General features: G+C 66.9%; 15 protein-coding genes. 11 read left to right on the top strand and 4 right to left on the bottom strand.

Going from position 1 to position 17073, the window contains the following annotated elements:
- The first annotated feature begins 92 nt into the window (after nucleotides 1-92).
- The 4 genes from AC3A6P_RS27765 (at nucleotide 93) to AC3A6P_RS27750 (ending at nucleotide 4520) form a co-directional block, all read left to right on the top strand.
- Nucleotides 93-740, top strand: coding sequence for a GntR family transcriptional regulator (locus AC3A6P_RS27765; RefSeq protein WP_487695413.1), 648 nt, complete (start codon nucleotides 93-95; stop codon nucleotides 738-740).
- Between the two features lie 84 nt (nucleotides 741-824).
- Complete coding sequence (locus AC3A6P_RS27760) at nucleotides 825-2225, top strand: allophanate hydrolase (RefSeq protein ID WP_487695412.1); 1401 nt, start codon at nucleotides 825-827, stop codon at nucleotides 2223-2225.
- Nucleotides 2222-2914 carry a cysteine hydrolase family protein gene (locus tag AC3A6P_RS27755; protein ID WP_487695410.1) on the top strand — a complete coding sequence of 231 codons (693 nt, stop codon included), beginning with the start codon at nucleotides 2222-2224 and terminating at the stop codon, nucleotides 2912-2914. Before AC3A6P_RS27760 ends, AC3A6P_RS27755 begins: the two co-directional genes overlap by 4 nt.
- 13 nt (nucleotides 2915-2927) lie before the next feature.
- On the top strand, nucleotides 2928-4520 hold the full coding sequence (locus AC3A6P_RS27750) for a SulP family inorganic anion transporter (RefSeq protein ID WP_487695408.1): 1593 nt from the start codon (nucleotides 2928-2930) through the stop codon (nucleotides 4518-4520).
- On the opposite strand, the gene AC3A6P_RS27745 is transcribed toward AC3A6P_RS27750, so the two are convergent.
- Genes AC3A6P_RS27745 through AC3A6P_RS27735 form a run of 3 tightly spaced genes read right to left on the bottom strand, consistent with a single transcriptional unit; the run spans nucleotide 4514 to nucleotide 5634 of the window.
- The gene (locus AC3A6P_RS27745; RefSeq protein WP_487695407.1) at nucleotides 4514-4732 is read right to left on the bottom strand and encodes a helix-turn-helix domain-containing protein; all 219 of its coding nucleotides are present in this window, start codon (nucleotides 4730-4732) and stop codon (nucleotides 4514-4516) included. The two genes, AC3A6P_RS27750 and AC3A6P_RS27745, sit on opposite strands and share 7 nt — an antisense overlap.
- Entirely contained in the window at nucleotides 4732-5211 is a 480-nt protein-coding gene (locus AC3A6P_RS27740) for a DUF2975 domain-containing protein (protein ID WP_487695405.1), read from the bottom strand. The genes AC3A6P_RS27745 and AC3A6P_RS27740 overlap by 1 nt, the downstream gene beginning before the upstream one ends.
- Before the next feature lie 39 nt (nucleotides 5212-5250).
- Nucleotides 5251-5634 carry a cupin domain-containing protein gene (locus AC3A6P_RS27735; protein ID WP_487695404.1) on the bottom strand — a complete coding sequence of 128 codons (384 nt, stop codon included), beginning with the start codon at nucleotides 5632-5634 and terminating at the stop codon, nucleotides 5251-5253.
- 98 nt (nucleotides 5635-5732) lie between these two features.
- On the opposite strand from AC3A6P_RS27735, the gene AC3A6P_RS27730 reads away from it, so the two are divergent.
- The 3 genes from AC3A6P_RS27730 (at nucleotide 5733) to AC3A6P_RS27720 (ending at nucleotide 9364) form a co-directional block, all read left to right on the top strand.
- Entirely contained in the window at nucleotides 5733-7397 is a 1665-nt protein-coding gene (locus tag AC3A6P_RS27730; RefSeq protein WP_487695402.1) for a tetratricopeptide repeat protein, read from the top strand.
- A gap of 201 nt (nucleotides 7398-7598) precedes the next feature.
- Entirely contained in the window at nucleotides 7599-8078 is a 480-nt protein-coding gene (locus tag AC3A6P_RS27725) for a nucleoside deaminase (protein ID WP_487695401.1), read from the top strand.
- Nucleotides 8075-9364 carry an alpha-amylase family protein gene (locus AC3A6P_RS27720; RefSeq protein ID WP_487695399.1) on the top strand — a complete coding sequence of 430 codons (1290 nt, stop codon included), beginning with the start codon at nucleotides 8075-8077 and terminating at the stop codon, nucleotides 9362-9364. The genes AC3A6P_RS27725 and AC3A6P_RS27720 overlap by 4 nt, the downstream gene beginning before the upstream one ends.
- Before the next feature lie 7 nt (nucleotides 9365-9371).
- On the opposite strand, the gene AC3A6P_RS27715 is transcribed toward AC3A6P_RS27720, so the two are convergent.
- The gene (locus AC3A6P_RS27715) at nucleotides 9372-9791 is read right to left on the bottom strand and encodes a DUF1810 domain-containing protein (protein WP_487695397.1); all 420 of its coding nucleotides are present in this window, start codon (nucleotides 9789-9791) and stop codon (nucleotides 9372-9374) included.
- A 26-nt stretch (nucleotides 9792-9817) separates the two neighbouring features.
- On the opposite strand from AC3A6P_RS27715, the gene AC3A6P_RS27710 reads away from it, so the two are divergent.
- The 4 genes from AC3A6P_RS27710 to AC3A6P_RS27695 all read left to right on the top strand — a co-directional run bounded on the left by AC3A6P_RS27710 (nucleotide 9818) and on the right by AC3A6P_RS27695 (nucleotide 16949).
- Nucleotides 9818-11965, top strand: coding sequence for an adenylate/guanylate cyclase domain-containing protein (locus AC3A6P_RS27710; protein ID WP_487695396.1), 2148 nt, complete (start codon nucleotides 9818-9820; stop codon nucleotides 11963-11965).
- Nucleotides 11965-13359 carry a mechanosensitive ion channel family protein gene (locus AC3A6P_RS27705; protein ID WP_487695599.1) on the top strand — a complete coding sequence of 465 codons (1395 nt, stop codon included), beginning with the start codon at nucleotides 11965-11967 and terminating at the stop codon, nucleotides 13357-13359. The genes AC3A6P_RS27710 and AC3A6P_RS27705 overlap by 1 nt, the downstream gene beginning before the upstream one ends.
- A 63-nt stretch (nucleotides 13360-13422) precedes the next feature.
- Complete coding sequence (gene lon, locus AC3A6P_RS27700) at nucleotides 13423-15747, top strand: endopeptidase La (protein WP_487695395.1); 2325 nt, start codon at nucleotides 13423-13425, stop codon at nucleotides 15745-15747.
- Between the two features lie 167 nt (nucleotides 15748-15914).
- Entirely contained in the window at nucleotides 15915-16949 is a 1035-nt protein-coding gene (locus AC3A6P_RS27695) for an LLM class flavin-dependent oxidoreductase (RefSeq protein WP_487695393.1), read from the top strand.
- The last annotated feature ends 124 nt before the right edge of the window (nucleotides 16950-17073 follow it).

Genomic DNA, 17073 nt, shown 5'->3' with positions numbered 1-17073 from the left:
CCGCATTTCAGCTTAGCCAGCCTCCGGCAGCACCCTTATTGTTGTCGACAATCGACGCGATCCACCCTCGAGAGGACCTCCGGACTCCAGCCATGGCGGCACCCAGACAGCACACCCTGCCCGCGACCCTGAACGAGGTCGCGGCCCGCCGCGTACGGGACGCCATCATGAGCGGCGCACTGCAGCCCGGTGAGAAGATCATCGAGGAACAGTTGTGCGCCGACCTGGGCATCAGCCGGGCGCCGCTGCGCGAGGCGTTACGGCAATTGGCCCAACAGGGCCTCGTCGAGCACCTGCCCCGGCGAGGATCGCGGGTCACGGCCTGGTCGCCGCGGGACATCCTGCAGTTGTTCGAACTGCGCGGGGTGCTCGAGCGTCACGCCATCGAAGGCGCACTGCCCCTGGGCGACCCGGCCTCGGCGCTGCGTCCGGTCCACGAGGCGCTGGCCCAGATGAAGGCCGCCGCAACCGACCTCGACCGCGACGATGCCCACCGCGAGTTCCACGCCGCTGTCGTCGCACTGGCCGACAACCGCCAACTCGACATCGCCCTGGAACCGATCCTGCTGAAGCTGCAGCTGCCCATGGCGGTCAATCTGCGCGAAGAGGCGCGGCACCACCACGCCGACGACGGTATCGAGCGGCATGAGGCCATCGTGGCGGCGCTGTCGACCAACGACGCCGCGGTGGTACTGGCCGCCATGCACGATCACGGTCACCTGAGCTACCTGCGGCTGTAGTCGCCCTCGTTGCACCGGCGTTGCTAACACAATCGACACACAGCCGACCTCACAGCGCCATCATTCTGTCGACAATCGACAGTTATGGTTACGTACTCCCCCGGGCCGTCGCTGGGCCCCTCCGTCGCGGAGATCCTCGAATCCCACGCCGGCGGTTCGGGTTCGCCCACCAAGACCGCGGCCCGGGTGGCCGACGCCATCGCCGCCCGCGGTGAGGACGGGACGTGGCTGTCCACGGTGCCCCGCGAGGAACTGTTGGCGGCGGCCAGGGAGATCGAAAACCGCCCTGGCGCAAGGGCTCTGCCCCTCTATGGGGTGCCTTTCGGCGTCAAGGACAGTATCGACGTCGCGGGGGTACCGACCACCCTGTCGTGCCCGGACTACTCCTACGTGGCCACCAGCACCGCCCCCGTCGTACAGCGCCTGCTCGACGCCGGCGCCCTCTACGTCGGCAAGACCAATCTCGACCAATTCGCCACCGGCCTGAACGGCACCCGCACCCCGTACCCGATGCCGCGCAGTGTGTACGGCGGCAATATGATCTCCGGGGGCTCCAGCTCGGGTTCGGCCTTGGCCGTGGCCCTGGGTCAGGTGCCCTTCGCCGTGGCCACCGACACCGCCGGATCCGGCCGGGTGCCCGCGGCGCTCAACGGCGTCATCGGGTTCAAACCCTCACGGGGCCTGATCAGTACGGTCGGACTGGTACCGGCCTGCAAGTCGCTGGACTGCATCACGCTGATGGCCGGATGCGTCGACGACGTGGACCGCGCCTTCGACGTGATGGCGGGCCGCGATGACGACGACGCGTGGTCCCGAGACCGCGGCCCCCGATTCGACGGTGCGCCGATCCGCGTCGGACTGCCCGCCGTCGACGAACTCGAGTTCTTCGGCGACGAGGCCATGAAACAGGCCCACCTGGCGTTCCGGCACCGACTGGCCGGCCAGGTCGACACCGTGGAGGTGTCGCTGGCGCCGTTCCTGGCCGCCGGCGAACTGCTCTACCAGGGTCCGTGGGTTGCCGAGCGGCTGGTGGTGTTCGGGGACTTCCTTGCCGCCCAGCCTGATTCGATCCATCCGGTGGTGCGCGACATCCTGCTCAGCGGGCAGAAATACACCGCCGTCGACGCCTTCGCCGCGCTGCAGCGCCTGCAGGAACTGCGCGCGGAAGTCGGGCGGCTGTGGCAGGGCATGGATGTTCTGGTGGTACCGACGATCGGGACCACCTTCACCGTCGAGCAGGTGCTCGACCGGCCCATCGAGACCAACACGATGCTGGGTCACTACACCCACTTCGGAAATCTGCTGGACCTGCTGGGCGTAGCGGTGCCGCTCGGCACCCTCTCCGACGGGCGGCCCTACAGCGCCACCCTGCTCGGCGCCGCACAGACCGACGATGTGGCGCTGCAGCTGGCGGCTCAGCTGCTCGACGAACCGCGTTCGGCCCTTTCCCAGTCCGCTGATCTGACCTCCGAGGAGCATGTGTGAACACCGCCGTCGACATTCCCGCAGCGCCGTCCCCGTTCTCCCTCGTCGCAGGCAAGACTGCCCTGATCGTCATCGACATGCAGCGGGATTTCCTGCTGCCCGGCGGTTTCGGGGAAAGTCTCGGCAACGACGTCGACCAGCTGCTGAAAGTGGTGCCGCCACTGGCGGCGCTGATCGCCGCGGCCCGCGAGGCCGGCGTCATGGTGATCCACACCCGCGAGGGGCACCGGCCCGACCTGGCCGACTGCCCGCCGGCCAAGCTGAACCGCGGTGCGCCGTCGAAACGCATCGGAGATCCCGGCAAGTACGGACGGATTCTGATCCGCGGCGAGTACGGCCACGACATCGTCGACGAGTTGGCACCGATCGAGGGTGAACTCGTGATCGACAAACCCGGAAAGGGCGCGTTCTACGCCACCGAACTACAGGACGTGCTGACCGCGGCGGGGATCACCCAGTTGCTGGTCACCGGCGTCACCACCGAGGTGTGTGTGCACACCACCACCCGCGAGGCCAACGACCGGGGTTATGAATGCCTGGTCGTATCCGATTGTGTCGGTTCGTATTTCCCGGAGTTCCAGGAAGTCGGCCTGAAGATGATCGCGGCCCAGGGCGGCATCTTCGGGTGGGTCGCCGACACCGGCGCCGTCATTCCCGCACTCAACGCCCTGACCCCGACAGCCGCCTGAAAGGACTCTCGACATGAGCACTGACGTCACACCCGCGGACCCGCCGGTTCACAAGTCGGCCGGCTCCGGCGTCTCCTGGTGGACCCGAGGCGACCTCAACGCGTTCTTCGGTCTCGGGTTCAACATCCTGGTCAACGTCTTGACCTTGACAGGTCTGATGATCGGGGTCATCGCCGTGCCTGCCGGCGACGTGCTCGGGACCGTGCTCCCGGCCCTCGGGGTGGCGCTGATCCTGGGCAACTTGTACTACACGTTCCTGGCCCGGCGGCTGGCCAAACGGGAAAACCGCTCGGACGTCACGGCTTTGCCGTACGGGCCGAGTGTGCCGCACATGTTCATCGTGGTGTTCGTGGTGATGCTGCCGGTGTACCTGAACACCGACGATCCCGTGCGCGCCTGGGAGGCGGGTCTGGCGTGGGCCTTCCTGATCGGCGTCATCGTGATGATCGGCGCGTTCGTCGGCCCCTACATCCGCAAGCTCACCCCGCGGGCGGCCATGCTGGGCACCCTGGCCGGTATCTCCATCACTTTCATCTCCATGCGACCGGCGGCGCAGATGTGGGAGGCCGCCTGGATCGGTCTGCCGGTCTTGGCGATCATCCTGATCGGGTTCTTCACCAACATGAAGCTGCCGTTCAACATCCCGGTGGGTCTGGCCGCGCTGCTGGTGGGCACGGCAATCGGCTGGATCGGCGGTTTCATGTCAGCGCCCGACGTGGGTGCTGCGGTCACCAACATCGCGATCGGAATCCCTGATCTGCGTATCGATCTGCTGTTCAACGGCCTGTCCGACCTTGCCCCGCTGCTCGGTACCGCCATTCCGCTGGGTGTGTACAACTTCACCGAGGCCATGAGCAATGTCGAGAGCGCCGCGGCCGCCGGGGACAACTACAACCTGCGCAGCGTGCTGCTGGCCGACGGTGCCGGCGCGGTGATCGGATCGGCGTTCGGTTCGCCGTTCCCGCCGGCGGTCTACATCGGCCACCCGGGCTGGAAAGATGCCGGCGGCCGGGCTTCGTACTCACTGGCCAGCGGCGTCGCCATCGGAATCCTGTGCTTCATCGGGCTTTTCGGCGTGCTGGACGCGCTACTGCCGGTACCCGCGATCGTGCCGATCCTGCTGTACATCGGTCTGCTGATCGGTGCGCAGGCGTTCCAGGCGGTGCCCCGGTTGCACGCGGTGGCCGTGGTGGCCGCGCTGCTACCGAATCTCGCGGAGTGGGGCCGAGGCCTGATCGACAACGCGCTCAATGCTGCCGGTACCTCTGCCGCCGAGGTCGGGATGGAAGCACTCAATGGCGCCGGTGTGGTGTACGAAGGCCTCAAGGTGCTCGGCGAGGGCGCGGTGCTGGTGGGCCTGATCCTGGGCAGCATGGTGTGCTTCATCCTGGAGAAGAAATTCCGCTACGCCGCGATCGCCGCGGGGGTGGGCGCGGCGCTGTCGTTCATCGGCCTGATCCACGCTCCACAGGTCGAGTGGGCGGCCAACCCGGCGGTGTCACTGGGTTATCTGTTCTTCGCGGTGGTCTGCCTGGCCTATTCACTGCTGCCGGGGTCCAAGGATCCGGTGGAGATCGACGAGTCCGACGTGGTGGCGGGTCACTGATCGGAGTCGTCGTCCACCCATTCCAGGAGATCACCGGGTTGGCAGCCGAGTACCCGGCACATGGCGTCCAGCGTGCTGAATCGCACGGCCTTGGCGCGGCCGTTCTTCAGCACCGCCACATTGGCCGGGGTGAGACCGACCTGCTCGGCGAAGTCGCCGACACTCATCTTCCGCTTGGCCAGTTCGACATCGATCCGCACCACGATCGCCATCAGATGACGGCATCCATGTCGGCGCGCAGTGCGGTGGCCTGCCGCAACAGCGAGCGCATGACCACCACCACCAGTCCGAACACCGCCCCCGCGACCAGCAGGAGGAACAACAACAGCGGCAGCCCGGGATCGTCGGCCCGGAAACCCACGATCAGGAACACCGCCAGGAACACCGACCAGCCGGCGCCGACGGCCCAGAGGATGCCGTCCACCCACACCAGGGCGCGGGTGTCGAAGATGCGGTCGTCCCGCACCAGGGTGAGCAGTTTCCAGGTGCACACGATGACCACCTGTGCGCAGCACACCCAGAAGACGGCCAATGCGGTGAGCGGCCAGCGCAGGTGGGCCTGACCGGGTGACTCCGCGGCCAGGTGGGCGAACTGCCCTGGCAGCGAAAAGGTCTGCAGCAGCACCAGTATCGCGAAGAGGACGCCCAGAAACGCCTTGATCGCGGTCACCACGTACCGGGCTCCGGTCATTGCATGACTATCGCTCGATATCTATCGATTGTCAATCGATCAATCGGGAACGAACGGCACCTCGGCCCCGGGCGCCAGCACCACGTACATGCGGCGCCAGGGATCGTCGTCCTGTAGCTGCCACTGGTGCCCGCTGCCGGCGGTGTCCTCGGCGAGTAGCACGTCGCCGGGGCGCAGAGTGAACTGCTCGCCGTCACGGGTGACGAACCGCAGTGTGCCCGAGAGAGTTACGACGAGCTGGCGCACCGGGGCGGTGTGCCACGCCAACGAGCCCCCGCCGGCTGTCTCCTCGACCGTGACGTGCGCGGCGGACATCGACGGTGACACCAGGTCGTCGTTGCGGCCCGGGCGGATGGCAAGCTGCCCGATCTGCACGTGCGAACCACCGTCCTGCCCGGTCCACAGCCGAACACAGCGAATCATGACGGTGATGCTACGGGTGCGGCTCCCTCCGGAGAGGAACGCCGATGCGGACAGCCAAGCCGTGACGAGCCGGGATCCGACGATCTAGGGTTTTGATCATGACTACCGAAGCGGTCGACACCGAGCCGTACTACGACCTCGGCACATATCACCGGCCGGTCGAAACCCTGTCCGCGGAGGCACAATTGTGGTTCGACCGGGGACTGGTCTGGGCGTATGCATTCAACCACGATGAAGCGATCGCGTGCTTCGAGAAGGCCCTGAGCCTGGACCCCACCCTGTGGCTGGCCCGGTGGGGCATCGCGTATGCGATCGGCCCGAACTACAACAAGGCCTGGGACGCGTTCGACCCGGTGGACATCGCGGTGTCCTTGGCGCGGGCGCGCATGGAACTCCAGCTGGCCGCACAGGGCGCGACCGATCCGACCGAACGTGCGCTGATCGAGGCGTTGGCGGCCCGCTTCCCCACCGACGATGCCGACGACATGGCGGCGCTCGAGTCCGGGCACACCGCGTACGCCGACGCGATGCTCGAGCTCGCAAACGCCTGTCCCGACGACATCGACGTCCAGACGCTGGCCGCCGACGCGCTGGTCAACGTCACCGCGTGGGCGCTGTGGGATACCCGCACCGGTGAGCCCGCCCCCGGCTCACGGGTGGTGGAGGCCAAGCGAATCCTCGACGCCGCCCTGTCCACCGACGCGGGCAGGACCCACCCCGGCCTGTTGCACATCTACATCCACACCATGGAGATGTCGGCACACCCCGAAGACGCGCTACCGGCCGCGGACCTGCTGCGAGACCTGGTACCCGACGCCGGCCACCTGCAGCACATGCCGACCCACATCGACGTGCTGTGCGGCGACTACCGCAGCTCGGTGGTGTCGAACCAGACGGCGGTGGCGGCTGATCGCAAGTTCGTCGAACATCAAGGGCCCCTCAATTTCTACTCGCTCTACCGGGCCCACGATCTGCACTTCGTGGTGTACTCGGCGATGTTCAGCGGGCAGTCGCAGGTGGCGCTGGCCGCAGCCGACGAACTGGCCGGCCAGCTGACCCCGACACTGCTGTCCATCGCCTCGCCTCCCATGGCGGACTGGCTGGAAGCCTTCGTCCCGTTGCGAATTCACGTGCTGATCCGGTTCGGACGCTGGGACGAGCTGATCGCCGAACCCCTGCCCGAGGATCCCGCACTGTACTGCACCACCACTGCCACCATCCACTACGGGCGCGGCGTGGCGCACGCCGCGAAAGGACAGATCGACCTGGCCAAGGCCGAGCGGGAGGCCTTTGAAGCGGCGTACGCGACGATCCCCGAAACCCGGTACCTGTTCAACAACACCAGCCGCGACATCCTCGACGTCGCACGCGCCATGCTCGACGGTGAGATCGCGTACCGTGAGGCAGACTTCGATACCGCTTTCCAGAACCTCAGGCGGGCAATCGAATTGGACGACAACCTGCCCTACGACGAGCCGTGGGGCTGGATGCAACCCACCCGGCACGCCTACGGCGCTCTGTTACTGGAGCAGGGACACGTCGCCGACGCCGCCAAGGTCTACGAGGCTGATCTCGGGCTCGACCCGACGCTTGCCCGGCCGTGCCAACACCCCAACAATCTGTGGAGTCTGCACGGCTACCACGAGTGCCTGCAGAGAATGGGACGCGCCGCGGAGGCCGCGATCATCGGCAGGCAGCTCGACCTCGCGAAGGCCCGCGCCGATGTACCTATCGGCGCCTCATGCGCATGCCGGATGGGTTAGAGCTCCGACGGCGTCGGGTTCGGCGCGCAGAACCGCTCGTGGTTCACCTGCGCAGCCAGGCGTGATAGGTGTCCAGGCGGCTGATCAGCCCGCCGGCTTCTCGATCGTGGCTCTGTGGTCCGGCACAATCAGCCTCCTTTTCGGCAGTACCGACCCGCCGCGACCCGAGAAGTCATCGCCCGGTGCGTAGACTTCGGACTCGTGGCCCTGAGCGACCTGGACGTCGAACGGCTGGCTCGATGTGTTGAGTTGGCACGTGTCGCGCTCGACGACGGTGACGAGCCATTCGGTTCGATCCTGGTCGACGCCGACGGAAAAGTCCTCTTCGAGGACCGGAACCGGGTCAAGAACGGCGACGCCACCCAACACCCCGAGTTCGCCATCGCCCGATGGGCCGTCGACAACATCGCCCCGGTGCGCCGCATCCGGGCCACCGTCTACACCTCCGGTGAACACTGCCCGATGTGCGCCGCGGCGCATGCCTGGGTGGGTCTGGGGCGAATCGTCTACGCCACCTCGTCGCAACAGCTGTCCCGGTGGCTCGAGGAGTGGGGTGCCCCGCCGTCACCGGTGGCGCCTCTGCCCATCACCACCGTCGCGCCGCGGGTGGTCACCGACGGCCCGGCCCCACAATTCGAGGACGAGATGAAGTCGCTCTACGAAGCCCGGTTCCGGCCATGAGTGAACCCGACTGGGTGCGGCACGCGATCTGGTGGCAGATCTATCCCCTGGGCTTTGTCGGGGCGTTTCCCGCCGAGCAACCACCGGGTACCGACGAGCACCGACTGCTGCAGATCTGCGACTGGCTCGACCATGCGATCACCCTCGGGGCCTCCGGTATCGCGCTGGGGCCGATATTCGCTTCCCGCACACACGGTTACGACACCACCGACCATCTGCGCATCGATCCCAGGCTCGGTGACGACAGTGACTTCGACACGCTGGTGGGGCAAGCGCACGACCGCGGGCTGAGAGTCCTGCTCGACGGCGTGTTCAACCACGTCGGCACCGACTTCCCCGCGTATCGCGCCGCCGTCGACGGGGACGCCGAGGCCGCGCAGTGGTTCCGCGGACGCCCGGGACGATTCCACACATTCGAGGGTCACGGCGAGCTGATCACGCTCAACCACAACAATCCGGTCGTGGTGGACTACACCGTCGACGTCTTGTCACACTGGCTGAGCCGAGGTGCCGACGGCTGGCGGTTGGATGCGGCCTACGCTGTGCCACAACGATTCTGGTCGCACGTGTTGCCGCGGGTACGCGAAGCGCATCCCGACGCGTGGTTCGTCGGCGAAGTCATCCACGGCGACTACGCCGGCATGGTGGCACAGGCCGGCTACAACGCGATCACCCAGTACGAGCTGTGGAAGGCCATCTGGAGCAGCCTCAACGACGGCAACTTCCACGAACTGAACTGGGCGCTGCGACGGCACAACGAGTTCCTGAAGGCCTTCGTTCCGCAGACCTTCATCGGCAACCACGACGTCACGCGGATCGCGAGCAAGCTCGATGAATCACGGCACGTCGCCCACGCCCTGGTGTTGCTGATGACCCTGGGCGGGGTGCCGACCATCTACGCCGGTGACGAGTTCGGTTTCCGCGGTGTCAAGGAAGAACGGGCCGGCGGCGACGACGCGGTGCGGCCCCGGTTCGGCACGCCTCCCCTCCAGGCCGACACGTGGGGGCAGGAGATGTTCGCGCTGCACCAGTTCCTGATCGGGCTGCGTCGCCGCCACCCCTGGCTGCACACCGCACGCACGGCGCCGCTAACCGTGGAGAACCGCGGCTACGTCTACGAGACCCGCAGCGGCGATCACGCTTTGGTGGTGGCCCTCAACATCGACGATGCGCCGTTGTCGCTGGAACTGACCGGGCAGGTGGTCGCCGGTTCGGGTGCCCCACCCGAAGAGCGGGTGCGCAATCCCCAGGTGCCCCCGCACGGCTGGCTGATCGTCGCGCCCTGACGGCCGGTCAGAGCTGATCGACCGTCGCAGGGTCCTCCTCGCCGTCGTAGAACTTCTGCAGCACCGCATCGAAGTCGGCCCGGTCCTCGCCACAGTGCGCGAACAGCGTCATCGAGCTACGTAACTTGAGGTTGTCGGGGAAGCCGAACACCTCCTCGGCGGACCGACCGTCGATGGCCGCGGCCAACCGGCTGCACTGGCGCAACCGGGGTCCGAGGACGGGATGAGCCAGGTAGGCCCGCGCCTCCGCCAGACCCGAGATGCCGTAATGCCGAGCGGTGGCGCTGCGGCCCAGCGCAGCGAGCTGCGGGAACACGAACCACATCCAGTGGCTGCGTTTGCGGCCGGACCGCAACTCGGCCAACACCGTGTCGTACACCGGATCCTGAGCGGCGACGAATCGCTCGAGATTAAAAGGCCCTGACATACCGTTCAGGCTAGTGTTCTCAACCGATGACGACACCTGCCACGGAGCCGAAAGTCGGGAGACTCGAGCGCCGTCTTCTGATATCGCGGATCAGCATCCAATCGAAGCTCCTGGTGATGTTGCTGCTGACCAGCATCCTGTCCGCGGCGGTGGTCGGCTTCATCGGCTACACCTCCGGCCGGGATTCGCTGAGGTCGTCGGTGTTCGACAGGCTCACCGAGATCCGCGAATCGCAGACCCGCCAACTCCAGACCCAGTTCGCCGATCTGAAGAACTCGCTGGTGGTGTACTCGCGCGGCTCGACCGCCACGCAGGCCATCGAAGCCTTCACCGGCGGGTTCGACCAGCTGAGCACCGCCACCGTCAGCCCACAGCAGCAGCGGGCCGTGCTCGACTACTACACCAGCCAGTTCGCCAAGGCCGAGGCCGAGGAGACCGGACAACAGGTCGACATCCCCGCAGTGCTGCCGAAGGGCAACGCCGAGTTGTACCTGCAAGCGCATTACACCGCGCCGTTCACCGAAGCTGATGCCGCACTGCGCAACGACGACGCCCGCGACGGCAGCGCGTGGTCGGCGGCCAACGCGCAGTTCAACGACTTCTTCCGCGAGATCGTCACCCGTTTCGAGTACGAGGACGCGCTGCTGCTGGACACCAGGGGCAACGTCGTCTACACCGCCTACAAGGGGGTGGACCTCGGCACCAACATCTTCACCGGGCCGTTCCGCGGCGGCGAGCTCGGCGACGCGTACGAAGCCGCCATGCGCAGCAACGCCGTCGACTATGTGGGCATCACGGACTTCGGGTACTACGCACCCGCCGACGAACCCACGGCCTGGATGGTCTCCCCGGTCGGACCGCAGGGCCGGCTGGAAGGTGTACTGGCACTGCAGTTCCCCATCTCGAAGATCAACCGGCTGATGACGATGGACAAAGGCTGGGAACAGGCCGGGATGGGCAGGACCGGCGAGACGTTCATCGCCGGAACCGACGACCTGATGCGCTCGGACTCACGACTTTTCGTCGAGGATCCCGAGGCGTACAAACGCGACGTGGTGGAGGCCGGCACCCCGCCCGACGTCGCCGACACCGCGCTGCGGCAGCACGGCACCACACTGGTTCAGCCCATCCGCACCGACGCCGCGCAGATGGCGCAGCGGGGCGAGCGCGGCACTTTGATCTCCGAGGACTACCTGGGCCACGAGACGCTGCAGGCCTATGCCCCGGTGGACATCGAGGGACTGCACTGGAGTGTCATCGCCAAGATCGACACCTCGGAGGCCTTCGCCCCGGTGTCGGTGTTCACCAGGACCCTGGTGCTGTCCACGGCGGCGATCATCTTCGCCGTCTGTCTGGCGGCGATGCTGTTCTCACGCCTGTTCGTCCGGCCGATCCGCCGGTTGGAGGCGGGCGCTCACCAGATCAGTTCGGGTGACTACGACATCAACCTGCCCGTGACGAGCCGCGACGAGTTCGGTGATCTGACCCATGCCTTCAACGACATGAGCCGCAATCTCGCGATCAAGGACGAACTGCTCAACGAGCAGCGCCGCGAGAACGACCGCCTGCTGCTGTCGTTGATGCCCGAGACCGTCGTACAGCGGTACCGGGAAGGCGAGCAGAACATCGCCCAGGACCACCAGGACGTCACCGTGATCTTCGCCGACATCGTCGGCCTCGACGAGCTGTCGGCGCAGCTGAGCTCGGAGGAAAGCCTCGCGATCGTCAACCGGCTGCTCCGTGAATTCGACGCCGCCGCAGAAGATCTGGGCGTCGAGCAGGTCCGGACCCTGCACAACGGCTATCTGGCCAGCTGCGGCCTGAACGTGCCGAGGCTGGACAACGTGCGTCGCACCGTCGACTTCGCGGCGGAGATGCTGCGCATCATCGAGCGCTTCAACGGCGAAACCGATCACAACCTCAGTGTGCGGGCCGGTATCGACACCGGCACCGTCACCAGCGGTCTGGTGGGTCGAGCCAGCCTGGCTTACGACATGTGGGGCGCTGCGGTGGATCTGGCCTACCGGGTGCAGAGCGGCTCACCACAACCTGGTGTCTACGTGACCTCGCGGGTGTACGACTTGATGCGCGACAGCCGCCAGTTCACCTCCGCCGGTGTGGTCAGCGGCGACGACGGTGACGAGCCGGTCTGGCGCCTCGTGGACCGATCATGATCGCCGAGCTGTTCGCAGATTCGTGGTTCGTGTGGGCGGTCGTCGTTGCGGTCGGCCTGCCCGTCCTGCTGGTGCTTCTCACCGAGGTCCAACACGCGCTGGCCCGCCGCGGCAGCGTCTTCGTGCGTCCGGTGGCGTTGGTGCGCAACTACCTGCTGCCGCTGGGGGCGCTGCTCCTGCTGCTGGTCAAAGGATCGGAGGTGTCGGCCGAAACCACCCCGGTCCGGATCGTGGCCACCGTGCTCGGGTTCGTCGTGGTGGTGCTGCTGTTGTCCGGCCTCAACGCCACGTTGTTCCACAGCGCGCCAGTTGGCAGCTGGCGCAAGCGGATCCCGTCGATCTTCCTCGACGTCGCGCGGTTCGCGCTGATCGCCGTAGGCCTGGCCATCATCTTGTCCTACGTCTGGGGCGCCAACGTCGGCGGATTGTTCACCGCACTGGGTGTCACGTCGATCGTGCTGGGCCTGGCTCTGCAGAACGCTGTGGGCCAGGTGATCTCGGGTCTGTTGCTGCTGTTCGAGCAACCGTTTCAGCTCGGCGACTGGATCGACACTCCGTCGGCGCGCGGCCGCGTGGTCGAAGTGAACTGGCGCGCAACCCATATCGACACCGGCAGCGGCCTGCAGATCATGCCCAACTCGGTGCTGGCCGAAGCCTCGTTCACCAATCTGAGCCGGCCACCCGGCGCCCACGCCATTTCGATCGACACGGTGTTCGCCGCCGAAGATCCACCGGATGACGTGTGCGCGATGCTGACCCGGATAGCCGCCACCCTGCCGCAGCTCAAGCCCGGCACCCAGCCGTCGACGGTGACCACCGGTAGCGGGAAGTACAACACGGAGATTCCGCTGCGCTCCCCGGCCGACGACTGGGCAGCCAGAACCACCTTCCTGCGCTGGATCTGGTACGCCTCGCGCCGCGCCGGACTGCACCTCGATGAGGCCGGGGACGACTTCAGTACCCCGCAACGGGTCGCGACGTCTCTGCGCATCGTTGCGCCCACCTTGCGGCTGACCCCGGCCGATCAGGAGCAGTTGCTACCCGACATCCGCATCGTGCGGTACGGCGCGGACGAGACGATCCAGTTCCCCGGGCAGGTCCCCAAGCGGATGCTGTTCGTGGTCAACGGGCGGGTCCGGTTGACCGCCACCACCGAGGACGGCCGGGTGCTGCCGGTGCGCACGCTGTCCGAAGGCGATTTCCTGGGGCAGACGACCTTGACCCGCGAGCCCGTGTCGGCCGGCGCCCATGCCGTCGACGAGGTGACGGTGCTCACCATCGACCGCGTACACATGGAACGACTGGTCGAGGCCAAGCCGGCGCTGCTGCACGATATCGGCCGCGCGATCGACGAACGCCGCGACGAGGTGCGACGGGTCCTGGCGCACGACTGACTGGCCGGGAACAAACTTCGCATCCCAAGGGTTGAGCGCATCAGAATCAACTTTGGAGGTTTGATGCCTGAACCCATCTCCTTACCGGTCTTGTTCTTGAGTGATCCGGTGGTGCTGCCGACCATGGTGGTGCCCATCGAGCTCGACGACGCCGCCCGTGCCGCGGTCGACGCCGCGCAGGCCAGTGAGTCCGGCAAGCTGCTCATCGCCCCGCGCCTGGACGATCGCTACCCGACCTACGGCGTGATCGCCTCGATCGTGCAGGTGGGACGCGTGGCGGGTAGCGGTGGCGCAGCCGCCGTCGTCCGCGGCGAACGTCGTGCCCACATCGGCTCCGGGACCACCGGACCGGGTACCGCGCTGTGGGTGGAGGTCACCGAGGTCACCGACCCCGAGGCCGACGCCGCCACCTTGGCCCTGGCGGCCGAATACAAGAAACTGCTGCTGGCGATGCTGCAGCGCCGCGAGGCGTGGCAGATCGTCGACGTGGTGAACCGGATCAGCGATCCGTCGGCGCTGGCCGACACCGCCGGGTACGCGTCGTACCTGCCCAGTGAGCAGAAGCGTGAACTGCTGGAGACCGAGAATGTCGCCGCGCGTCTGCGGCTGCTGATCGACTGGACCAGCGACCACCTGGCCGAGGTGGAGGTCAACGACAAGATCGCCGAGGACGTCCGCTCCGGGATGGAGAAGACGCAGAAGGAGTTCCTGCTACGCCAGCAGCTGAACGCCATCCGCAAGGAACTCGGTGAGGGTGAGCCGGAAGGCTCCGATGACTACCGGGCCCGCGTCGAAGCGGCCGATCTGCCGGAGAAGGTGCGCGAGGCCGCTCTGCGTGAAGTCGGCAAGCTCGAGCGCTCCAGTGAGCAGAGCCCCGAGGGCGGCTGGATCCGCACCTGGCTCGACACCGTGCTGGACCTGCCGTGGAGTGTGCGTACCGAGGATTCGACGGACCTCAAGGGCGCGCGCGAGATCCTGGATGCCGATCACCACGGTCTCGACGACGTGAAGGATCGCATCGTCGAGTACCTGGCGGTGCGGGCACGTCGCGCCCAGCGCGGCATGGCCGTCGTCGGCGGTCGTGGTTCCGGTGCCGTCATGGTGCTGGCCGGACCTCCCGGGGTCGGCAAGACCTCGCTGGGTGAGTCCGTCGCCCGGGCGCTGGGTCGCAAGTTCGTCCGCGTCGCCCTCGGTGGTGTGCGCGACGAGGCCGAGATCCGCGGCCACCGGCGCACCTACGTCGGCGCCCTGCCGGGCCGGATCGTGCGGGCCATCGGCGAGGCGGGATCGATGAATCCCGTTGTGCTGCTGGATGAGATCGACAAGGTGGGCTCCGACTACCGGGGTGACCCGTCGGCGGCGCTGCTCGAGGTGCTGGACCCGGCGCAGAACCACACGTTCCGCGACCACTACCTGGAGCTGGATCTGGACCTGTCCGATGTGGTGTTCCTGGCGACGGCCAACGTCATCGAGAACATTCCCTCGGCACTGCTGGACCGGATGGAACTGATCCAGATCGACGGCTACACCGAGGACGACAAGGTGGCCATCGCACGCGATTACCTGCTGCCGCGGCAAGCCGAGCGGGCTGCGCTGTCCGACAGCGAGGTGACGGTGACCGACGCCGCGCTGCGCAAGATCGCCGCCGACTACACCCGCGAACCAGGGGTGCGGCAGTTCGAGCGGCTGCTGGCCAAGGCTCTGCGCAAGGTGGCCACCAAACTGGACTCCGTTGCGGCGCCGATTGTCGTCGACGAGCCGGATCTGGTGGAGTACCTGGGCCGTCCGCGGTTCACACCGGAATCGGCGGAACGCACGGCGGTGCCGGGTGTGGCCACCGGTCTGGCGGTGACGGGGCTGGGCGGCGATGTGCTCTACATCGAAGCCGGATCGACCGACGGTGAAGCGGGTCTCAAGCTGACCGGCCAGCTGGGTGACGTGATGAAGGAGTCGGCGCAGATCGCGCTGTCCTACGTGCGCGCCCACGCCTCCGAGCTCGGTGTGGACCCGAAGGCGCTGAACCGCCAGATCCACGTGCACGTGCCCGCCGGCGCCGTCCCCAAGGACGGACCGTCGGCCGGTGTCACGATGGTCACCGCGTTGGTGTCGATGGCGACCGGACGTAACGTCCGCTCCGATGTCGGCATGACCGGTGAGGTGACGCTGAACGGGCGGGTGCTGCCGATCGGCGGGGTCAAGCAGAAGCTGCTCGCCGCGCAACGGGCCGGGCTGTCGACGGTGTTCATCCCGCAGCGCAACGAGGCCGACCTGGACGAGGTGCCGGCCGAGGTGCTGTCGGCCTTGACGGTGCTGCCGATGACCGATGTCGCCGAGATCGTGGCGCAGGCGCTGGAACCGGCCCACGAGGTCGCTACGGCTGCGGCATAAATCGAGGCCGATCAGAGCCCGGAGTCACCCTGGGGTGGCTCCGGGCTTCTGCTTGCGCTGTCTGACGTCTGCAGAGCCGCATCTGTCAGGACACCCCCAGAGACACCCACTGCCCTCCCGCGGCCGTCAACAAAACATGACGCTCGCGGTGGAGATAGTCTCACCAGATGCCCAGACGCGGAGAACCGTTGCGCAAGCTCGGGTTCCTGACCATCGGCCGTTTCGACACCGCCGATCCGAAACCCGGCCACGAGGAGACGCTGCAGGTGATCGAGCGGGCCGAAGCGCTGGGCTTCGACAGTGTGTGGCTGCGCTGCCGGCACCTGCAGCCCGGCATCTCCTCGCCGGTGGCGATCATGGCAGCGGCCAGCCAGCGCACCCGCCGCATCGAACTGGGCACCGCGGTGATTCCGCTGGGACTGGAGAACCCGTTCCGGCTCGCCGAGGATCTCGCCACCGTCGACATCCTCTCCGGCGGCCGCATCAATCCCGGTGTCTCCGTGGGCACTCCGATGCGTTACGACGACTACAAAGCCGCGCTGTACCCCAACACCTTCGACGCCGAGGACTTCTCGAAAGACCGGGTGCTGCGTCTGCTGCGGCATCTGCGCGGTGAACCCGTCAGCGATTTCGAGGGCGTCGTCGGCATCGAACAGTTCACCAATCACATCCAGCCGCACTCCCCCGGCCTGGCCGACCGGGTCTGGTACGGCGGCGGCATGTCCTCGGCGAAGTGGGCCGGCGAGCAAGGGATCAACTACCTGACCAGTTCGGTGGTCAGCACGCAGGACATGCCGGGGGGCGAGGCACCCTGGGACTTCGCCACCATCCAGGCGCAGAACATCGAGACATTCCGCGCCCATCACCCGAACCCGGAGAAGGCAAGGGTGTCACAGGGTTTGGTGGTGATTCCCACCGATTCGGCCACCGCTGACCAGGTGCGTCGCTACCGCGAGTATGCCGCCGGCCGGTTCGAGCGGACCAAGACCCCACAGGGCCCGCGCGGCATGCTGTTCTCCCCCGACTACGTGGGCACCTCCGATGAACTCGCCGACCGACTGTTCGACCACGCCGGCTTCCAGCGTGCGAGCGAAGTGGCGTTTGCGCTGCCGTTCACCTTCGAGCCGGAGGACTATCAGCAGATCATCGGCGACCTGGCCGAGAAGCTCGGTCCCGCGCTGGGTTGGGCACCGGCGCAGTAGGCGACGGACGAGCGCACGCTTTTGTACGCGGATATCGGCGTGCCGCTGTACAGACACTCAGTGTCACAGTGGACGTGCCGCTGTTGCGGTGGTTGGGTCTTTTCACCTGGTGTCTGACTCTTAC

The organism is Mycobacterium sp. Soil_C_30, from assembly GCF_057656995.1.
This window is presented reverse-complemented; position numbering and strand designations above follow the sequence as displayed.